Source organism: Pseudarthrobacter sp. MDT1-40-2 (assembly GCF_059383595.1).
This window is the reverse complement of sequence record NZ_JBWZCL010000001.1, coordinates 767,239-787,548: the sequence shown is the minus strand read 5'-3', so window position 1 is coordinate 787,548 and position 20,310 is coordinate 767,239. Positions and strand designations below refer to the sequence as shown.

Annotated in this window: 13 protein-coding genes; all 13 read left to right on the top strand. The window is 61.9% G+C overall.

Annotation, left to right across the window (positions count from 1 at the left end; genetic code table 11):
- The first annotated feature begins 251 nt into the window (after positions 1–251).
- Positions 252–3,761, top strand: a complete 3,510-nt coding sequence (gene rpoB / locus AC50X5_RS03660; RefSeq protein ID WP_493984321.1) for a DNA-directed RNA polymerase subunit beta — start codon at positions 252–254, stop codon at positions 3,759–3,761.
- 115 nt (positions 3,762–3,876) lie between these two features.
- Positions 3,877–7,776, top strand: coding sequence for a DNA-directed RNA polymerase subunit beta' (locus AC50X5_RS03655; protein ID WP_493984322.1), 3,900 nt, complete (start codon positions 3,877–3,879; stop codon positions 7,774–7,776).
- A 400-nt stretch (positions 7,777–8,176) separates the two neighbouring features.
- Positions 8,177–8,551: a 30S ribosomal protein S12 gene (gene rpsL / locus AC50X5_RS03650; RefSeq protein WP_009358312.1), complete on the top strand. Its 375-nt coding sequence runs from the start codon at positions 8,177–8,179 to the stop codon at positions 8,549–8,551.
- Between the two features lies 1 nt (position 8,552).
- The gene (gene rpsG / locus AC50X5_RS03645; protein ID WP_056543994.1) at positions 8,553–9,023 is read left to right on the top strand and encodes a 30S ribosomal protein S7; all 471 of its coding nucleotides are present in this window, start codon (positions 8,553–8,555) and stop codon (positions 9,021–9,023) included.
- A gap of 64 nt (positions 9,024–9,087) precedes the next feature.
- Positions 9,088–11,202, top strand: a complete 2,115-nt coding sequence (gene fusA / locus AC50X5_RS03640; RefSeq protein ID WP_463934661.1) for an elongation factor G — start codon at positions 9,088–9,090, stop codon at positions 11,200–11,202.
- A gap of 260 nt (positions 11,203–11,462) precedes the next feature.
- Positions 11,463–12,653, top strand: coding sequence for an elongation factor Tu (gene tuf / locus AC50X5_RS03635; protein ID WP_493984323.1), 1,191 nt, complete (start codon positions 11,463–11,465; stop codon positions 12,651–12,653).
- Between the two features lie 174 nt (positions 12,654–12,827).
- Complete coding sequence (locus AC50X5_RS03630; RefSeq protein WP_494974740.1) at positions 12,828–16,919, top strand: hypothetical protein; 4,092 nt, start codon at positions 12,828–12,830, stop codon at positions 16,917–16,919.
- Between the two features lie 80 nt (positions 16,920–16,999).
- Positions 17,000–17,125 carry a hypothetical protein gene (locus tag AC50X5_RS03625; protein WP_463934658.1) on the top strand — a complete coding sequence of 42 codons (126 nt, stop codon included), beginning with the start codon at positions 17,000–17,002 and terminating at the stop codon, positions 17,123–17,125.
- A gap of 406 nt (positions 17,126–17,531) precedes the next feature.
- The gene (gene rpsJ / locus AC50X5_RS03620) at positions 17,532–17,840 is read left to right on the top strand and encodes a 30S ribosomal protein S10 (protein ID WP_038464699.1); all 309 of its coding nucleotides are present in this window, start codon (positions 17,532–17,534) and stop codon (positions 17,838–17,840) included.
- Between the two features lie 17 nt (positions 17,841–17,857).
- Positions 17,858–18,508 (top strand): 50S ribosomal protein L3, encoded by a 651-nt coding sequence (gene rplC / locus AC50X5_RS03615; RefSeq protein ID WP_330187432.1) that lies wholly within the window; start codon positions 17,858–17,860, stop codon positions 18,506–18,508.
- Positions 18,509–18,512: 4 nt separating this feature from the next.
- Positions 18,513–19,133 carry a 50S ribosomal protein L4 gene (gene rplD, locus AC50X5_RS03610; RefSeq protein ID WP_463934657.1) on the top strand — a complete coding sequence of 207 codons (621 nt, stop codon included), beginning with the start codon at positions 18,513–18,515 and terminating at the stop codon, positions 19,131–19,133.
- Entirely contained in the window at positions 19,130–19,435 is a 306-nt protein-coding gene (gene rplW / locus AC50X5_RS03605; protein WP_463934656.1) for a 50S ribosomal protein L23, read from the top strand. Before rplD ends, rplW begins: the two co-directional genes overlap by 4 nt.
- 29 nt (positions 19,436–19,464) lie before the next feature.
- Positions 19,465–20,304 carry a 50S ribosomal protein L2 gene (rplB, locus tag AC50X5_RS03600; protein ID WP_463934655.1) on the top strand — a complete coding sequence of 280 codons (840 nt, stop codon included), beginning with the start codon at positions 19,465–19,467 and terminating at the stop codon, positions 20,302–20,304.
- Positions 20,305–20,310 lie beyond the last annotated feature (6 nt).

Genomic DNA, 20,310 nt, shown 5'->3' with positions numbered 1-20,310 from the left:
TGTGAGGTAGACAAGATGACGGCTTTGGCGTATTGTGGATATTTGCGTCTTCCCTGTTTACCTTCAGCCTTCATATAGCGGTGGGCTTAGCCTGGCACCCGGTTAATTAACGCGCCGTCAACACGGCGTTGGACCGGCACCAGGTCTCCGGGTCATATAGCGGAACCGGAAAGGTAGCACTGCGGAGTCACTCCACAGGTGCACAACGGGGGAGATCTGAAAACGCCTGAAGGTCTGTGGAAGGATCCCTCTTGGTCGCCTCGAGCACCTCTAATAACGAAACCGCTAACACCGCCGACAGCACTGATGGTGCCACTCGCCGGCTCTCATTCGCAAAGATTCACGAACCTCTTGATGTTCCGAATCTCCTTGCCCTGCAGACGGACAGCTTTGATTGGCTGGTCGGCAACGAACGCTGGCAGGCACGCGTAGCGAAGGCCGTCGAAGAAAACGATCTCAGCGTCGCCACCACGTCCGGACTGTCGGACATCTTCGAAGAGATCTCCCCGATCGAGGACTTCCAGGGCACCATGTCCCTGAGTTTCTCCGATCCGGAGTTCGCTGATCCGAAGTACACCATGGCCGAATGCAAGGACCGGGACGCAACGTACTCGGCACCCCTGTACGTCAAAGCCGAATTCATGAACAACAACACGGGTGAAATCAAGCAGCAGACCGTGTTCATGGGTGACTTCCCGCTAATGACCGAGAAGGGCACCTTCGTCGTCAACGGCACAGAGCGTGTTGTTGTCTCGCAGCTGGTCCGTTCGCCGGGCGCCTACTTCGAGCGCACCGCTGACAAGACCAGCGACAAGGACATCTTCACCGCCAAGATCATCCCGTCCCGCGGTGCCTGGTTCGAGCTGGAGATCGACAAGCGCGACCAGGTCGGCGTTCGCCTCGACCGTAAGCGCAAGCAGTCCGTCACGGTACTGCTGAAGGCCCTCGGCTGGACCGAAGGCCAGATCCTTGAGGAATTCGGCCAGTACGACTCCATGCGCGCCACGCTGGAGAAGGACGCCACGGAAACCCGCGAAGACGCCCTCTTGGACATCTACCGCAAGCTTCGTCCAGGCGAGCCGCCCACAGTTGAAGCCGCAGAAGCGCTGCTGCGCAACCTGTACTTCGAACCCAAGCGTTACGATCTGGCCAAGGTCGGCCGTTACAAGATCAACCGCAAGCTGGGCATCGACCGCTCCCTTGGCGACAAGGAAGCTTCGGTCCTGCACGTTGAAGACATCGTTGCGATGATCAAGTTCCTGGTAGCCCTGCACGCCGGCGAGAAGACCCTCATGGGTAAGCGCGACGGCCAGGACCACGAACTGCGCGTCGAAATCGATGACATCGACCACTTCGGCAACCGCCGTATCCGCGCCGTCGGCGAGCTCATCGAGAACCAGGTCCGCACCGGCCTGTCCCGTATGGAGCGCGTCGTCCGCGAGCGTATGACCACCCAGGACGTCGAGGCCATCACGCCGCAGACCCTGATCAACATCCGCCCCGTGGTTGCAGCGATCAAGGAGTTCTTCGGAACCTCCCAGCTGTCACAGTTCATGGACCAGAACAACCCGCTGTCGGGTCTGACCCACAAGCGCCGCCTGTCGGCCCTTGGCCCGGGTGGTCTGTCCCGTGACCGTGCAGGCATGGAAGTCCGCGACGTTCACCCGTCCCACTACGGACGTATGTGCCCCATTGAAACCCCTGAAGGCCCGAACATCGGCCTGATCGGTTCCTTGGCCTCCTACGGCCGCATCAACCCGTTCGGCTTCATCGAGACGCCGTACCGTCTGGTCTCCGAAGGCGTTGTCTCCGACGAGGTCCAGTACCTCACGGCAGACGACGAAGCCGAAGTCCTCATCGCCCAGGCAAACGCCCCGCTCGACGAGAACAAGAGGTTCGCCGAAGAGACCGTGCTGGTCCGTGCCCGTGGTGGTGGGGGAGAGCCCGTGCTCGTCCCGGCTGCCGACGTCGAGTTCATGGATGTGTCCCCGCGCCAGATGGTGTCCGTGGCAACCGCCCTGATCCCGTTCCTCGAGCATGACGATGCAAACCGCGCACTCATGGGTGCCAACATGCAGCGACAGGCCGTGCCGCTGGTCCGTTCCGAGGCTCCCGTTGTGGGAACCGGCATGGAACGCGCAGCAGCCGTCGACGCCGGTGACGTCGTCATCGCGAAGAAGGCAGGCGTTGTCACCGAGGTCTCCGCTGAGCTGGTCATCATGCTCAATGACGACGGCACGGAAACCAACTACCGCATCAACAAGTTCGCGCGCTCCAACCAGGGCAACTGCTACAACCACCGCGTACTGGTCAGCGAAGGCCAGCGCCTGGAAGTTGGCGGCATCATCGCTGACGGTCCGGCAACGGACCAGGGCGAGCTTGCCCTCGGGAAGAACCTGCTCGTGGCATTCATGTCATGGGAAGGCCACAACTTCGAGGACGCCATCATCCTCTCGCAGCGCATTGTTGCCGAGGACGTCCTTTCCTCCATCCACATCGAGGAGCACGAGATCGATGCCCGCGACACCAAGCTTGGTGCCGAGGAAATCACCCGTGACATCCCCAACGTGTCCGAGGAAGTCCTGGCGGGCCTGGACGAGCGCGGCATCATCCACATCGGTGCCGAGGTTGAAGCCGGCGACATCCTGGTTGGAAAGGTCACGCCCAAGGGCGAGACCGAGCTGACCCCGGAAGAGCGCCTGCTCCGTGCCATCTTCGGTGAGAAGTCCCGCGAAGTGCGCGACACCTCCCTGAAGGTTCCCCACGGCGAGTCGGGCACCGTCATCGGAGTCCGCGTCTTCGACCGCGACAACGACGACGAACTGCCGCCGGGCGTGAACCAGTTGGTCCGCGTCTACGTGGCCGCCAAGCGTAAGATCACCGATGGCGACAAGCTCGCCGGCCGTCACGGCAACAAGGGTGTTATTTCCAAGATCCTCCCGATCGAGGACATGCCCTTCCTTGCCGACGGTACCCCCGTTGATATCGTCCTGAACCCGTTGGGTGTTCCGGGCCGTATGAACGTCGGCCAGGTGCTGGAAACGCACCTCGGCTGGGTTGCCAAGACCGGTTGGAAGATCGAAGGCGAGCCTGAATGGATGAAGCAGCTGCCGAACCTGCCCCGCGAGTCCGGTCCCACCACAGTGGCCACCCCGGTCTTCGACGGTGCCCGCGAAGAGGAAATCACAGGTCTGCTCGACTCGACCAACGTGACCCGTGACGGCGATCGCCTGATCAACTCCTCCGGCAAGACCCGCCTGTTTGACGGCCGCTCCGGCGAGCCGTTCCCGGATCCGATCTCGGTCGGCTACATGTACATCCTGAAGCTCCACCACCTGGTGGACGACAAGATCCACGCGCGCTCCACCGGCCCGTACTCCATGATCACGCAGCAGCCGCTGGGTGGTAAGGCGCAGTTCGGTGGCCAGCGCTTCGGTGAAATGGAAGTGTGGGCGCTCGAAGCTTACGGCGCCGCCTACACGCTCCAGGAACTCCTCACGATCAAGTCGGATGATATCCACGGTCGTGTGAAGGTCTACGAAGCAATCGTCAAGGGCGAGAACATCCCCGAGCCGGGCGTTCCTGAGTCCTTCAAGGTCTTGATCAAGGAAATGCAGTCGCTGTGCCTGAACGTGGAAGTACTTTCCACGGACGGAACCACAATTGAAATGCGTGACTCTGATGACGCAGTCTTCACGGCTGCGGAAGAACTGGGCATCGATCTGTCTCGTGCAGAGCCCAGCTCCGTAGAAGAGGTCTAGTCAGGATGTTCCGGGAAGGGCAGCCGGCCAGCCGCGCTGCTCTTCCCGAAACAGCCTCCCTCTTCCCGTAACCCAAGACTTCAGAATTTAGAGAACAAGAGAGAACAGGGACCATATGTCCAGCGAATCCTCCTTCGGCCTCATGCAAATCGGCCTCGCCACCGCGGAAGACATCCGTGGTTGGTCGTACGGCGAGGTTAAGAAGCCGGAAACCATCAACTACCGCACGCTCAAGCCCGAGAAGGACGGCCTCTTCTGCGAGAAGATCTTCGGCCCTTCCCGTGACTGGGAATGCTACTGCGGCAAGTACAAGCGCGTCCGCTTCAAGGGCATCATCTGTGAGCGTTGTGGCGTTGAAGTCACCCGCGCCAAGGTACGCCGCGAGCGGATGGGCCACATTGAGCTTGCCGCTCCCGTTACCCACATCTGGTACTTCAAGGGTGTTCCGTCCCGTCTGGGCTACCTCCTTGACCTGGCACCGAAGGACCTTGAAAAGGTCATTTACTTCGCCGCCTACATGATTACCAGTGTTGACGCTGATGCCCGTCACGAAGAACTGCCCAACCTCCAGGTTGAGCATGACATCGAGAAGAAGCAGCTGATCGACAACCGCGACTCCGACATCGCCACGATTGCCCGTGACCTCGAAAACGAGATCGCGCGCCTCGAAGGTGAAGGAGCCAAGGCCGCCGACAAGAAGAAGGCCCGCGACTCCGCCGACCGCCAGATGGCGAACGTGCGTAAGCGCGCCGACGCCGAAATCGAGCGCCTCGAGCAGGTCTGGGACCGCTTCAAGAATCTCAAGGTCGCTGACCTTGAAGGTGACGAAGGCCTGTACCGCGAACTGCGCGATCGCTACGGCATGTACTTCGAAGGCTCCATGGGTGCCGAAGCCATCAAGAAGCGTCTTGAGAACTTCGACATGCAGGCCGAGTCGGACCTGCTCCGCGACATCATTGCCAACGGCAAGGGCCAGCGTAAGACCCGTGCCCTCAAGCGCCTGAAGGTGGTCAACGCATTCCTGACCACCAACAACAGCCCGCTTGGCATGGTTCTTGACGCCGTTCCGGTGATCCCGCCGGAACTGCGCCCCATGGTCCAGCTGGATGGTGGCCGCTTCGCGACCTCCGACCTCAACGACCTCTACCGTCGTGTGATCAACCGCAACAACCGGCTCAAGCGCCTGCTTGACCTCGGTGCCCCGGAGATCATTGTCAACAATGAGAAGCGCATGCTTCAGGAAGCCGTTGACAGCCTCTTCGACAACGGCCGCCGCGGCCGCCCGGTTACCGGTCCTGGCAACCGTCCGCTGAAGTCCCTGTCCGACATGCTCAAGGGCAAGCAGGGCCGTTTCCGCCAGAACCTCCTCGGCAAGCGTGTTGACTACTCCGGCCGTTCGGTCATCGTCGTTGGCCCGCAGCTGAAGCTGCACCAGTGTGGCCTGCCCAAGCAGATGGCACTGGAGCTCTTCAAGCCGTTCGTGATGAAGCGCCTGGTTGACCTCAACCACGCCCAGAACATCAAGTCGGCCAAGCGCATGGTCGAGCGTTACCGTCCGCAGGTCTGGGACGTGCTGGAAGAGATCATCACCGAACACCCGGTGCTGCTCAACCGCGCACCTACCCTGCACCGCCTCGGCATCCAGGCATTCGAGCCGCAGCTTGTTGAAGGTAAGGCAATCCAGCTCCACCCGCTGGTTTGTGGCGCCTTCAACGCCGACTTCGACGGCGACCAGATGGCAGTCCACCTGCCGCTGAGCCCCGAGGCCCAGGCTGAGGCCCGCATCCTGATGCTGTCCTCGAACAACATCCTGAAGCCCTCCGACGGCCGCCCGGTTACCCTGCCTTCGCAGGATATGATCATCGGCCTGTACCACCTGACCACCAAGCGTGTCGGTTCAGCCGGCGAGGGACGCGTGTTCGGTTCGGTTGCGGAAGCCATCATGGCCTACGACCTTCACGAGCTGCACTTGAACTCCAAGGTCAAAATCCGCCTTGAGGGCTTTGTTCCGTACGCAGGCTGGGAAGCTCCGGAAGGCTGGGAGCCGGGTCAGACCGCTCTGGTCGAAACCTCTCTCGGACAGGTCCTTTTCAACCAGACGCTGCCTGAGGATTACCCCTGGGTAGAGGCTGTTGCTGACAAGGGCGAACTGTCCCGGATCGTCAACGACCTCGCTGAGCGCTACCCGAAGGTTGTTACCGCGGCAACGCTGGACAACCTCAAGGATGCCGGTTTCTACTGGGCAACCCGTTCGGGCGTCACCGTTGCCATCTCTGACATCGAGGTACCCAAGGACAAGCCGGCGATCCTCGCCGGTTACGAGACCATGGCTGCCAAGATCCAGGGCCAGTACGACAAGGGCCTGATCGACGACGACGAGCGTCGCCAGGAACTGATCGAGATCTGGAACAAGGCAACGAACGAAATCGCCCAGGCGATGCGTGACAGCCTGTCCCCGATGAACACCATCAACCGCATGGTGTCCTCCGGTGCACGTGGTAACTGGATGCAGGTCCGTCAGATCGCGGGTATCCGTGGCCTGGTGGCCAACCCTAAGGGTGAGATCATCCCGCGTCCCATCAAGTCCTCCTACCGCGAGGGCCTGTCGGTGCTGGAATACTTCATCGCCACCCACGGTGCACGTAAGGGCCTGGCCGATACCGCGCTGCGTACCGCCAACTCGGGTTACCTCACCCGTCGTCTGGTGGACGTGTCGCAGGATGTCATCGTCCGCGAAGAAGACTGCGGCACCGAGCGTGGCCTGGTCACGCCGATCGCCATCGCAGACTCCAACGGCGAGCTCGTCCTGGATGAGAACGTCGAGAACAGTGCCTACGCACGTACCCTGGCCGTCGACGTCGTCGATGCCAAGGGCAACGTACTGGCAGCTGCCGGAACCGACTGCGGCGACGTCGTCATTGACCAGCTGTTCGCAGCCGGCATCACCGAAGTCAAGGTCCGCTCTGTCCTCACCTGTGAGTCCAGCGTCGGTACCTGCGCACTGTGCTACGGCCGGTCCCTGGCTACGGGTAAGACCGTGGACATCGGCGAGGCCGTGGGCATCATTGCCGCACAGTCGATCGGTGAGCCCGGTACCCAGCTGACCATGCGTACGTTCCACACCGGTGGTGCTGTTTCCGCCAGCGGTGGCGACGACATCACCCAGGGTCTGCCCCGTATCCAGGAGCTCTTCGAAGCCCGTACCCCGAAGGGTGTCGCACCGATTGCAGAAGCAGCCGGCCGCATCACCATCGAGGAGACGGAACGCCAGATGCGTCTGGTGATCACGCCCGACGACGGCTCCGAAGAGATTGCTTACCCGGTCCTGCGCCGTTCACGCCTCCTCATCGAAGACGGCGAGCACGTCAGCGTTGGCCAGAAACTGATCAATGGTCCGGTCGATCCCAAGCAGGTGCTGCGCATCATGGGTCCCCGTGCCGCGCAGAAGTTCCTGGTTGACGAGGTCCAGGGCGTGTACCGCAGCCAGGGCATCGGTATCCACGACAAGCACGTCGAGGTTATCGTCCGCCAGATGCTGCGCCGCGTCACGGTCATCGAATCCGGTGAATCGGATCTGCTGCCCGGCGAGCTCGCCGAGCGCAGCCGCTTCGAGGACGCCAACCGCCGCGTTGTATCCGAGGGCAAGACGCCGGCTTCCGGCCGTCCCGAGCTCATGGGTATCACCAAGGCGTCGCTGGCGACCGAGTCCTGGCTGTCCGCAGCTTCCTTCCAGGAGACCACCCGCGTCCTGACGCAGGCGGCCATGGAAGGCAAGAGCGATCCGCTGCTCGGCCTCAAGGAGAACGTCATCATCGGTAAGCTGATCCCGGCCGGCACGGGTCTCCCGCGCTACACCGAGGTCACGGTGGAGCCCACTGAGGAAGCAAAGGCCAATCTGTTCACCGGCCCCAGCGCCTTCAGCGACTTCTCCTACGACACCCTGGGCGGCGAGGGAGCTCCTGAGTTCCACGCCATCCCGCTCGACGATTACGATCTCGGCAACGATTTCCGCTAACGGGCACAGCAGGTTCCCTCGTGTCGCACCCCGCGGCACGTAGGGACTCCGCCCCGCTCTTATGAGAGGCCCCGTTTCCCGCCGTGCATGCCATCGGTGGGGGACGGGGCCTTTCATATACACCCGATTAAGGCGCCAGGGCAAGCCGTGCTAGAATTTTGGTAATTGTTCTGTGTGGCAGTGGATGAAGGCCGCCGCAGCATCATTTTGGTTTTGTTCTCATGATGCTGGGCGTGAGCTTGTTTCCGGGTTGCGGGCTAGGTGCGCAACGAATGCCACACTTTTGCACGCCTACGCACTTGTTTCAACCCCATGGCTGCAGGGACAACGCCAAAACCGGCGCAGGGACGGCTGACGCCAGATTGCACCGGTAGAGATCAAACCAACGGAGAACACGAGAGTGCCTACGATTAACCAGCTGGTCCGCAAGGGCCGCACGCCTAAGGTCTCCAAGACCAAGGCTCCCGCCCTTAAGGGCAGCCCGATGCGCCGCGGTGTTTGCACCCGCGTTTACACCACCACCCCGAAGAAGCCGAACTCGGCACTCCGTAAGGTCGCACGTGTGCGCCTCAACGGTGGCGTTGAAGTGACCGCTTACATCCCCGGTGTGGGACACAACCTGCAGGAGCACTCCATTGTGCTCGTCCGCGGTGGTCGCGTTAAGGACCTCCCCGGTGTGCGCTACAAGATCGTCCGTGGCGCCCTTGATACCCAGGGTGTGAAGAACCGTAAGCAGGCACGCAGCCGCTACGGCGCAAAGATGGAGAAGAAGTAATATGCCTCGCAAGGGTCCGGCCCCGAAGCGGCCGCTAGTAGTAGATCCCGTTTACGGCTCCCCCCTGGTCACGCAGTTGATCAACAAGGTGCTGGTCGACGGCAAGAAGTCCACCGCCGAGCGCATCGTTTACGGTGCCCTTGAAGGTGCACGCGCAAAGTCCGGCGGCGACCCTGTCGCAGCCCTCAAGAAGGCCATGGAGAACGTCAAGCCTTCGCTTGAGGTCCGCTCCCGCCGTGTTGGTGGCGCTACTTACCAGGTTCCGGTTGAGGTCAAGCCCGGCCGCTCCACTGCCCTCGCACTGCGTTGGCTGGTCGGTTACTCCAAGGCCCGCCGTGAAAAGACGATGACCGAGCGCCTCCAGAACGAAATCCTGGATGCCTCCAACGGTCTCGGTGCCGCTGTGAAGCGTCGCGAAGACACCCACAAGATGGCCGAGTCCAACAAGGCCTTCGCACACTACCGCTGGTAATACTTTCGTGCGCCGCCGGCCCCGGCCGGCGGCGGACGAGTAGTTCATCCGAAAGGGAGACCCCGTGGCACAGGACGTGCTTACCGACCTCAGCAAGGTCCGCAACATCGGCATCATGGCCCACATTGATGCCGGCAAGACCACTACTACCGAGCGCATCCTGTTCTACACGGGTGTGAACCACAAGATTGGTGAGACGCACGACGGCGCCTCCACCACTGACTGGATGGAACAGGAAAAGGAACGCGGCATTACCATCACGTCTGCCGCCGTGACCTGCTTCTGGGAAAACAACCAGATCAACATCATCGACACCCCCGGCCACGTTGACTTCACTGTTGAGGTTGAGCGCTCCCTGCGCGTCCTCGACGGCGCAGTTGCTGTGTTCGATGGCAAGGAAGGCGTTGAGCCCCAGTCTGAGACCGTATGGCGCCAGGCTGACAAGTACAACGTCCCCCGCATCTGCTTCGTCAACAAGATGGACAAGCTGGGCGCTGACTTCTACTTCACCGTAGACACCATCATCAGCCGCCTGGGTGCCAAGCCGCTGGTCATGCAGCTTCCGATCGGTTCCGAAAACGACTTCATTGGCGTTGTGGACCTGCTCGAAATGCGCGCACTGGTCTGGCCTGGCGATGCCAAGGGTGATGTCACCATGGGTGCCAAGTACGAAGTCCAGGAAATTCCTGCTGATCTTCAGGCGAAGGCCGACGAATACCGTGCCGCCCTGGTTGAGACGGTTGCAGAAGCTTCCGAAGAGCTCATGGAGAAGTACCTCGAAGGTGAAGAACTCACCGTTGAGGAGCTGAAGGCCGGCATCCGCAAGATGACGATCAACTCCGAGCTCTACCCGATCTTCTGTGGTTCGGCGTTCAAGAACCGTGGCGTGCAGCCCATGCTGGATGCCGTCGTCGATTACCTGCCGAACCCGCTCGACGTCCCCCCGATGATCGGTCACGATCCTCGCGACGAAGAGAAGGAGCTTACCCGTAAGCCTTCTTCCGAAGAGCCGTTCTCCGCACTGGCGTTCAAGATCGCCGCGCACCCCTTCTTCGGCCAGCTCACCTTCATCCGCGTGTACTCCGGTCACGTGGAAGCAGGCGCACAGGTGGTCAACTCCACTAAGGGCAAGAAGGAGCGCATCGGCAAGCTGTTCCAGATGCACGCCAACAAGGAAATGCCTGTTGATGGCGCTACCGCCGGCCACATCTACGCAGCCATCGGCCTCAAAGACACCACCACGGGCGACACGCTGTGTGATTCGGCCAACCAGATCGTTCTTGAGTCCATGAGCTTCCCGGAGCCCGTGATCTCGGTTGCCATCGAGCCGAACACCAAGGGTGACCAGGAGAAGCTCTCCACGGCCATCCAGAAGCTCTCTGCTGAGGATCCGACCTTCCAGGTCTCCCTCAACGAAGACACCGGCCAGACCATCATCGCCGGCATGGGCGAGCTCCACCTGGACATCCTGGTGGACCGCATGCGTCGCGAATTCAAGGTCGAGGCAAACGTCGGCAAGCCGCAGGTTGCGTACCGCGAAACCATCAAGCGCGCCGTCGAACGCCACGACTACACCCACAAGAAGCAGACGGGTGGTTCGGGTCAGTTCGCTAAGATCCAGATTGCCATCGAGCCGATGGATACTGCCGAAGGCGAGCTGTACGCGTTCGAGAACAAGGTCACTGGTGGCCGCGTTCCCCGCGAGTACATTCCTTCCGTTGACGCAGGTATCCAGGATGCGCTGAACGATGGCGTCCTGGCCGGTTACCCGGTTGTCGGTATCAAGGCGACGCTGATTGACGGCGCTTACCACGATGTTGACTCCTCGGAAATGGCGTTCAAGATCGCCGGCCGTATGGCTTTCAAGGAAGCCGCACGCAAGGCGAACCCTGTTCTGCTTGAACCGCTGATGGATGTTGAGGTCCGCACCCCTGAGGAATACATGGGTGAAGTTATCGGTGACCTGAACTCCCGTCGTGGCCAGATGCAGTCCATGGAAGATGCACAGGGTGTCAAGGTCATCCGTGCGCACGTCCCGCTGTCCGGCATGTTCGGCTACATCGGCGACCTGCGTTCGAAGACCCAGGGCCGTGCTGTTTACTCCATGACCTTCAACAGCTACGCCGAGGTCCCGAAGGCCGTTGCCGACGAGATCATCCAGAAGACCCGCGGCGAGTAGTCTTCGGACATTCAAAGCAAACAACCTTGGGCGTGACTCCGGTCAACGGAACACGCCCGGTGCAGCTGGCCGGAACCGGTCGGGCGCAGTCCGGCTCAGCCGGTCCCGGCCATCTGCACGAACAGGCTCGAGGCACTAGTATTAGTACCTGAATCTGCAATTTCACCAATCCAAAGCCCCCCAAGTAGACTTACCTGAGTTTCTGCCGCGATAAGCGCGGTTGAAGGGTAAGTCATTTGAAAACGTTCTAGGAGGAACCTGTGGCAAAGGCAAAGTTCGAGCGGACTAAGCCGCACGTTAACATCGGCACCATTGGTCACGTTGACCACGGTAAGACGACGTTGACGGCCGCCATTTCCAAGGTGCTGTACGACAAGTACCCGGATCTCAACGAGAAGCGCGACTTCGCGTCAATCGACTCTGCTCCCGAAGAGCGTCAGCGCGGCATTACCATCAACATCTCCCACGTTGAGTACCAGACCGAGAAGCGCCACTACGCACACGTAGACGCCCCGGGTCACGCTGACTACATCAAGAACATGATCACCGGTGCTGCACAGATGGACGGTGCAATCCTCGTGGTTGCCGCCACTGACGGCCCGATGGCACAGACCCGCGAGCACGTTCTGCTCGCCCGCCAGGTTGGTGTTCCCTACCTGCTGGTCGCGCTGAACAAGGCCGACATGGTTGATGACGAAGAACTGCTGGACCTCGTTGAAATGGAAGTCCGTGAGCTCCTGAGCTCACAGGGCTTCGATGGTGACGAAGCGCCCGTCGTTCGCGTTTCCGGCCTGAAGGCTCTGGAAGGCGATCCCGAGTGGGTCAAGTCCGTCGAGGACCTGATGGCTGCCGTAGATGAGTCCGTTCCGGACCCCATCCGCGACCGCGACAAGCCCTTCCTCATGCCGATCGAAGATGTTTTCACCATCACCGGCCGTGGCACCGTTGTTACGGGCCGCGCCGAGCGTGGAACCCTCGCCATCAACTCCGAGGTTGAGATCGTCGGCATCCGCCCGGTCCAGAAGACCACGGTTACCGGTATCGAGATGTTCCACAAGCAGCTCGACGAAGCATGGGCCGGCGAGAACTGTGGCCTCCTGCTCCGCGGTCTGAAGCGTGATGACGTAGAGCGTGGCCAGGTTGTCGTCAAGCCGGGTTCCATCACCCCGCACACCGACTTCGAGGCTAACGTCTACATCCTCTCCAAGGACGAAGGCGGACGTCACAACCCGTTCTACTCCAACTACCGCCCGCAGTTCTACTTCCGCACGACGGACGTTACCGGCGTTATCACCCTGCCTGAGGGCACGGAAATGGTTATGCCCGGCGACAACACTGAGATGACCGTTGCGCTCATCCAGCCCATCGCAATGGAAGAGGGCCTCGGCTTTGCTATCCGCGAAGGCGGCCGCACCGTTGGTTCAGGACGAGTCACCAAGATCAACAAGTAGCATCTGCTGCTTGGGATGACCCGGACGGCGACGGCCGTGGTCTTCCATAGCAACCCCGCTGCATACGCAGCGGGGTTGCTTTTTGCTATATTTATCCAGTCAATGGATTTAATCTGTGGGTTCCTCATTTCCTGACACGGCCGGACAGGTCCTTAACCAACGGAAGGCTCTGCCATGAACGATGCCTCGTACGAAGCCGGCTATCGAGCGGGGCACCTGCAGGGTTGGCGCGATGCGCTGGCCAAGGTCGAACAGGATGCTATGGAACGTTCGACGGCGGCGGGCCGAGCGCCGGAGTACGTCGCAATCCAGGCGCCGGAAACCCAGTCGCCACGCCTGCACCCGGCTGCCGCGCATCCGTCTGGTCCGGCCGCGTCCGACCCTCGGTTCGCTTCCCGACTCCCGGCCGCCTCAGCACCTGTGGCCTCGTCAGCACGCACGGCCCCAACCGTGCGGCCGGTCAGCGCAACGGCGCTAAAGCCGGCCCCAGGCCGAACCCCCGCCGACCTGCGCGCGCGCCAGGAGAAGCGTGACCGGCAGAACATCAACATCATCTTGTACGTGGCGAGCCTGTTGCTGGTGGCAGCCGCAGCCTTGTTCATCGGAACCGGCCTGCCGCCCGCCCTGCGCTTTGCCGGGGTATGTGCAGTAACTGCCGCGTTCTATGGTGCTGGGATGGTGCTGCATGCCCGTGCGCCACAGCTCCGGCCGGCCGCAGTCGCGTTCGCCGGGACCGGGCTCGCACTGGTGCCAATCGTGGGCCTGGCCATGTATAACTTTGCCCTCCCCAACGGCCCACTTGCCTGGTTGCTGACCTCGCTGCTGGGTGTGGTTGCTTATATGGCGGCCGCAGTCAGGCTCAACAGCAGGGTGCTGGTCTATCTGTCGCTGACGTTCGTGATCTCAACTGCAGTGTCCGGCGTCTCGGTGCTTGGCGGGGCCTTGGTCTGGCATTTCACCGGGTTGATCGGGGTCGCCGTGTTGCTCACGTTGCTTTCCCTCCGCCGGCCCGGCTGGATCCCGCCGCTGTACATCAGGCCGCTTCGGGACGTCCATCCCTACCTTGTGCCCGCCGTCGCGGGGATTGCCACAGTAGCTCCGCAGCTGGGTGCGGCCGAGCATTCGTTGGTCATGGCCATGGCGACTGCGTACTTCACGGTGATGGCCATCGCCGATGCCAAGCGCCGGACCGCCTATTTCTACGGTGCCCGTGTGACCCTCACGCTCGGTGCCGTCAGTCTTGGCTGGCATCTGGGCAGCGGGTTCCAGGACGGCTTCCTGTTGGCATCCATGGTGCTTGCCGGCCAGGCGATCTTCGTTGCCGTTGGCCGCGAAAGCCTGCAACGCTGGATGCCTGCGCGCCCGGCGGTACCGCAATCCAGAACGGCGGCCGTCCGATGGCGAACGGATGCGGTGGTGACCTTCGGCCTGCAGCTACTGCTTACTATGGCGTTCGGCTTCTCCTCGTGGTTTATCAATCTGCCCCTGACTGCTCAGCCGGACACCGTGACTCCGCTGCTTGTACCTGTTGTGGCGGCGCTGCTCACGGCCATGGTAATTGCCCTCCTGCTGGGCGGCCCGGCAGAAGGGGCGCCTCCCGCCGCCATTGCTGCCGCCCTCGTGCTTTCCGCGGAACTGGACCGGTGGGTTGTCGCCGGAATGTTCATCGCTGTTGCCATCTTCTGGGGAGTCCGCACAGGCAATGCGGCGGAGGCGGCACGCAGCCGGCTGGTCCTGGCCGCCCGGTGGGCCGGTACCGCCGCGGTGCCGTTCGTGGTCCTGGCTGCCGAGGGCCCCCACCCGGAGCAGGCTTCGCATGCCCTGTTGGCGTTGGTTTTAGCAATAGTGTGCCAGCAACTGGCAACCGCAGTAATGGTCCTTTTCCGGGTTCCGGCCGCCGCTCCGGCCGGTTCTTTGGCATGGTTCACCGGGGCAGGACTCGTCGCCTTTGCGGTTCTGACAACCATGGACCGCAGCGAGGGGCACGGCTTCACCGTAGTGAGTGGCCTGTCCTTGCTGGCTGCCACTTTGGTGGCAGCGTTCTGGCTTCTCCTCCACCGCCAAGACGGTATGGAACCCCCGGCACAGGTTGTCGGTCGGTTATGGCAGTTTCCCGAGGTATTGCCTTTCGTGGCCGCGGGTGTCACGGTGCCACTGTTGTTCCTCGAGGCGGGCCGCGGTGCAGGCAACTCTGCCCTTGCTATGGTGCTGGCCTACTTCGTGGCGTGCGGGGCGAAGGTCCAGCTCCCCGAACATCGGGCGGCTTACTGGCTGCTGTCCAGGGCGGCCGGGACCGGCCTGGCGCTGTCCCTTTTCCTGCACTGGAATGCCGGCAGCGGTCCATGGGTTTTCGGCGGCCAACCCGTAGGGGCAGCTGCGGTGCTGGTGCTGGTCCTTGCCGTGCAGCTGGTATTCCCGCTTGCCTCGGAACTGCGGACGGGGGCGCCATCATGGGTGGCTGCTGATGTGGGGGCGGGCCTGGCTCTCCAGCTTGTTGCAGCGGCCGCGGTTGTTTTAGCACAGCCGGGTCAGATCCAGCTGCTCAGCGTTGTGGCAACAGTCTCGCTCAGCTCGGCAGTTTCAGGATACGTTCTTCGCGGCAGGCCTGCGGCCATCTGGTGCGCGCCGGCCACCTTCCTTGTACTACTGGTTACGCTGTGGGGAGACCTGGCCGGTACCGAGATGGTGCTGGCCGTCTTTGCCGCCTTCAGTACGGTGATGGTTGTGGCGGCTGCATCCCGCAAGGCCAAGGGAAGCTACTTCGTTGCCGCCAGGGTGCTCACCGCCGCCCTGGTCGTGGTACTGAGCTATGACATCGCGGCGTCTTCTACGGTGGTGACGCTCACGCTCGCCGCCGTTCTCGCCGCCCAGCATGTTGTCCGGTGGCTGATGCGCCGCCGGCTTGCCGATGTTCCGTTCCAGCAGGCAGCAGTCTGGATCACGCTGGCAGGCCAGGCGCTGTTGCCGCTGGGCTATCTGCTGCAGTCATTCAGCGGCAACACCGTGGAGGCCGATGGCGGCCGATGGGTGCTGTTCGTATCGTTGGGTCTCCTGGCGGTTTCGGCAATTGTGGCCAGGAAACTGTTCAGTGCGCTCGGCGCCTCCTACTTTGTGCCGTATTCAGTGCTGTTCGGCGTCCTGATGCTCGGGCCGCTCGATGTCATGGGTCAGCTGCCGGGGGTGTTCGGTCAGGAGCTGCTGGACAGCAGGGGAGTGGCCGCCTTGCTGATGGCGTTGGCCCTGGCCGCAACAGGAGCAGGTATCGTCCGGCGGCATCACAACGCAGCCGGGCTGGAACACTGGCTGTGGGCGGTCAGTGCAACTACCTTCAGCGTTGTTGCGGTCCTGGGGGCATGGGCAACTGCTGACCCGGTGGAGGACTGGCTCGCCGGAATTGCGTTGCTGGTCCTTGCTGTTGTGTTGTTCGCTGTGACATGGCTGGAAGCACTTCGCTGGGCCTGCCCGCCGGCAGCCGCTCTGGTCCTGCCGGGCGGCTATGTCCTCGCCGCGGGAGCGGCTGCGGGGAGCGCCTTGGACCTCGGCCGTCGATGGGAGGGTTATTTTCCTTGGCTCGCCGGGATAGTTCCGGCAGCCATGGTCCTGTATTTGATGAGGTTTCTCCTCGGTTCCTGGTTGGCCCATCAGGACGTGGCGCGGTGGAGCCTTGCTGTCACTGCTGGCGCCGGGTTTGCGTTCGCAGCCCTGGTGGGCCTGCAGGACGATGGCACCGCCTGGGTTGGTGCCGCGCTGGTGCTGGTCACTGCCGCCATCGCCCGGGCTGAGGCGCCACAGGCGCATCGCCGGGCTGTGCTGGAACTGGGCGCACTCGCCGTTACGGCCTCCGTGCAGCGGGCGGCCCTGGTGCCGTTGAGCGGCCCCGGCCCTTGGCCCGACTTTTTCTGGCTGTTGCAGTGGTACGTGATCCTGGCCGCTGTGCTGGGCGCCCTTCGCTTCGTCAGCGGGCAGGACCTGGCAGGCAGGCTGATCCTGGGAGCCGGTGCAGGCCTGCTGACCCTGAGCGGGGTGCTGGTGATCTTCGGCGGAAACGGGGGCCAGCAGCTGTGGATGCTGGTTGCCATGGCCGTACTGATGTTGGGCGGCTTCCTCCTGGGGGAGCGGACCTTCCTCTGGTGGGGAGCAGCCGGCGTGGCGTTGTGCGTGATGTGGGCGATGCGGGAGTACACCTTTGCGCTTTTGGCACTGATCGCCGTCGGACTTATTGCCTTTGCGCTCTGGCGCCTGAACCGCAGCAAACCCGGGAACTGATATGCCGCCGTCGAACAGCAGCTTCCGCGGTGCGGGCAATGCCGCAACTGATAGGCTTGCACCCGACGAAGGGACTCACCATGACCTGGCTTATCTTCCTCCTGGTGGCGGTGGCCGTTGTGGCCGGCGTCTTCTGGGTACGCAAGCACTTCAGCCGTGAGATCGACCGCGCCAAGCGCATCAACCGGTCGAACCGGAAAGAGTAGTCACTCCGCACGCTCATTTGAGCCTCCTGCAGGACCCCCGGGCAGGGTCCTGCACCCACCCGCAAAGCCGGGATTCGCTTCTGCCGATAATATCCGGCATACTAGATGAGTTGTTCAAGCGCTTCTTCGCGTCCCGATCCGGATAATGCCGGGTGTCAGGGTCCAAGTTGAAGACCAAACATAACCCAAACCCCTGGAATGCGGATTTGTATGCGTGGAAATCGCGACACGCCCGACCGCGGGGGTCGGTTACGCCGGCAGGTTGAGGAACCCGGATTCTTCCGGATTCAGCTTGTGCGGCGGGTGGTAGTCCAGACTTCAAATGCTTCGGCAGCCACATGCAACATGCAAGTAAACAGGGCAGCCCTATTCAGGGGAAGCAAAGACTGAAAGAGAGTCAGGCGACATGGCGGGACAAAAAATCCGCATCCGGCTGAAGTCATATGACCACGAGGTCATTGATGTTTCAGCGCGGAAGATCGTTGAGACGGTCACGCGCGCAGGCGCAACGGTAGTTGGCCCCGTGCCGCTGCCTACGGAGAAGAACATTTACTGTGTTATCCGCTCTCCGCACAAGTACAAGGACAGCCGCGAGCACTTTGAAATGCGCACGCACAAGCGTCTTATCGACATCATCGATCCCACGCCCAAGGCTGTCGACTCGCTTATGCGCCTCGACCTGCCGGCCGACGTGAACATCGAAATCAAGCTGTAGGGAGGTGCTGAGAGACTATGACCGCAACCCGTAACGTAAAGGGCCTGCTGGGCACGAAGCTCGGCATGACCCAGGTCTGGGACGAGAACAACAAGCTCATCCCCGTCACTGTGGTCCAGGCAGATTCGAACGTCATCACCCAGCTGCGTAACGCAGAGGTAGATGGCTACGTCGCTGTTCAGATCGGCTACGGCCAGATCGATCCCCGCAAGGTCACCAAGCCGCTGGCTGGTCACTTTGAAAAGGCAGGCGTCACGCCTCGCCGTCACGTCGTCGAAATCCGTACCGCAGATGCTGCTGAGTACGCGCTTGGCCAGGAGCTCTCGGTAGAGGTCTTCGAAGCCGGCCAGAAGATCGACGTCATTGGCACCTCCAAGGGCAAGGGCTTCGCCGGTGTTATGAAGCGTCACGGCTTCCACGGCGTTGGAGCTTCCCACGGTGCCCACAAGAACCACCGTAAGCCCGGTTCAATCGGTGGCGCATCCACCCCGAGCCGCGTCTTCAAGGGCATGAAAATGGCCGGCCGCATGGGCGCCGTTCGTCACACCACCATGAACCTCACGGTTCACGCGGTTGACGTCGAGAAGTCGCTGCTCCTTATCAAGGGTGCCGTTCCCGGCGCCCGCGGCCAGGTCGTCCTCGTACGCACTGCTGTGAAGGGAGCCTAGTTCAATGGCTAACACTGTCCAGGTAGACCTGCCTGCAGAGATCTTCGACGTACAGACCAACGTGCCCCTGCTGCACCAGGTCGTCGTTGCACAGCTCGCTGCTGCCCGCCAGGGTACCCACAAGACCAAGACCCGCGCTGAAGTTTCAGGTGCAGGCCGCAAGCCGTTCAAGCAGAAGGGCACCGGCCGCGCCCGTCAGGGTTCAATCCGTGCTCCTCACATGACCGGCGGTGGCATCGTCCACGGCCCGACTCCTCGTGACTACAGCCAGCGGACCCCCAAGAAGATGATTGCTGCTGCACTGCGCGGCGCACTCTCCGACCGTGCCCGTAACGGCCGCATCCACGTCGTTGCTGACCTGGTAGAAGGCACCAAGCCCTCTTCCAAGGCAGCACTGGCTACGCTGCGCGGCGTCTCGGACCGCAAGAACCTGTTGGTCGTCATCGAGCGCTCCAACGATGTTGCCGCACTGTCCGTGCGCAACCTCGAGGCAGTTCACGTTCTGTATGTAGATCAGCTGAACACCTACGACGTACTCGTGTCCGATGACGTCGTCTTCACCAAGGCTGCTTACGAGGCATTCGTTGCCGCGAAGGCTGCAAACAATGAGGAGGATGCCAAGTGAGTGCAGCCACCATCAAAGATCCTCGCGACGTCGTGCTTGCACCCGTCGTTTCGGAAAAAAGCTACGGCCTGATCGATGAGGGCAAGTACACCTTCCTGGTGGACCCCCGCTCGAACAAGACCGAGATCAAGCTGGCCGTGGAGAAAATTTTCTCCGTCAAGGTCGAATCGATCAACACCATCAACCGTGCCGGTAAGCGCAAGCGGACCAAATTCGGATGGGGTCAGCGCAAGAACACCAAGCGTGCGATTGTCTCCCTCAAAGAAGGCACTATCGACATCTTCGGCGGTCCGCTCGCGTAGCGGAGACCACTTTAACGAGGAAATAAATTATGGGAATCCGTAAATACAAGCCGACTACACCGGGCCGTCGGGGCTCGAGCGTAGCGGACTTCACTGAAATCACGCGGTCGACGCCGGAAAAGTCGTTGGTTCGTCCCCTCCCGAAAAAGGGTGGACGTAACAACTCCGGCAAGATCACGACCCGTCACAAGGGTGGTGGGCACAAGCGCCAGTACCGTCTGATCGACTTCCGTCGTCACGACAAGGACGGCGTCAACGCCCGCGTTGCCGAAATCGAGTACGACCCGAACCGTACGGCTCGCATCGCGCTCCTGCACTACGTTGATGGCACCAAGCGTTACATCATCGCCCCGAACAAGCTCTCACAGGGCGACTTCGTTGAGGCCGGCGCCAATGCCGACATCAAGCCGGGCAACAACCTGCCGCTGCGCAACATCCCCGTGGGTACTGTTATCCACGCCGTTGAGCTGCGTCCAGGTGGCGGTGCCAAGATGGCCCGCTCCGCCGGTGCGTCTGTTCAGCTTGTCGCCAAGGAAGGCCGTTTCGCCCAGCTGCGTCTGCCCTCCGGCGAAATCCGCAACGTTGATGTGCGCTGCCGCGCAACCATCGGCGAGGTCGGTAACGCCGAGCAGTCGAACATCAACTGGGGCAAGGCCGGCCGTATGCGCTGGAAGGGTGTCCGTCCGACGGTCCGTGGTGTAGCCATGAACCCGGTCGACCACCCGCACGGTGGTGGCGAGGGTAAGACGTCCGGTGGACGTCACCCCGTCAACCCCAACGGTAAGCGCGAAGGTCGCACCCGCCGTCCCAACAAAGAGAGCGACAAGCTTATTGTTCGTCGCCGTCGTACTGGCAAGAACAAGCGATAGGAGCCT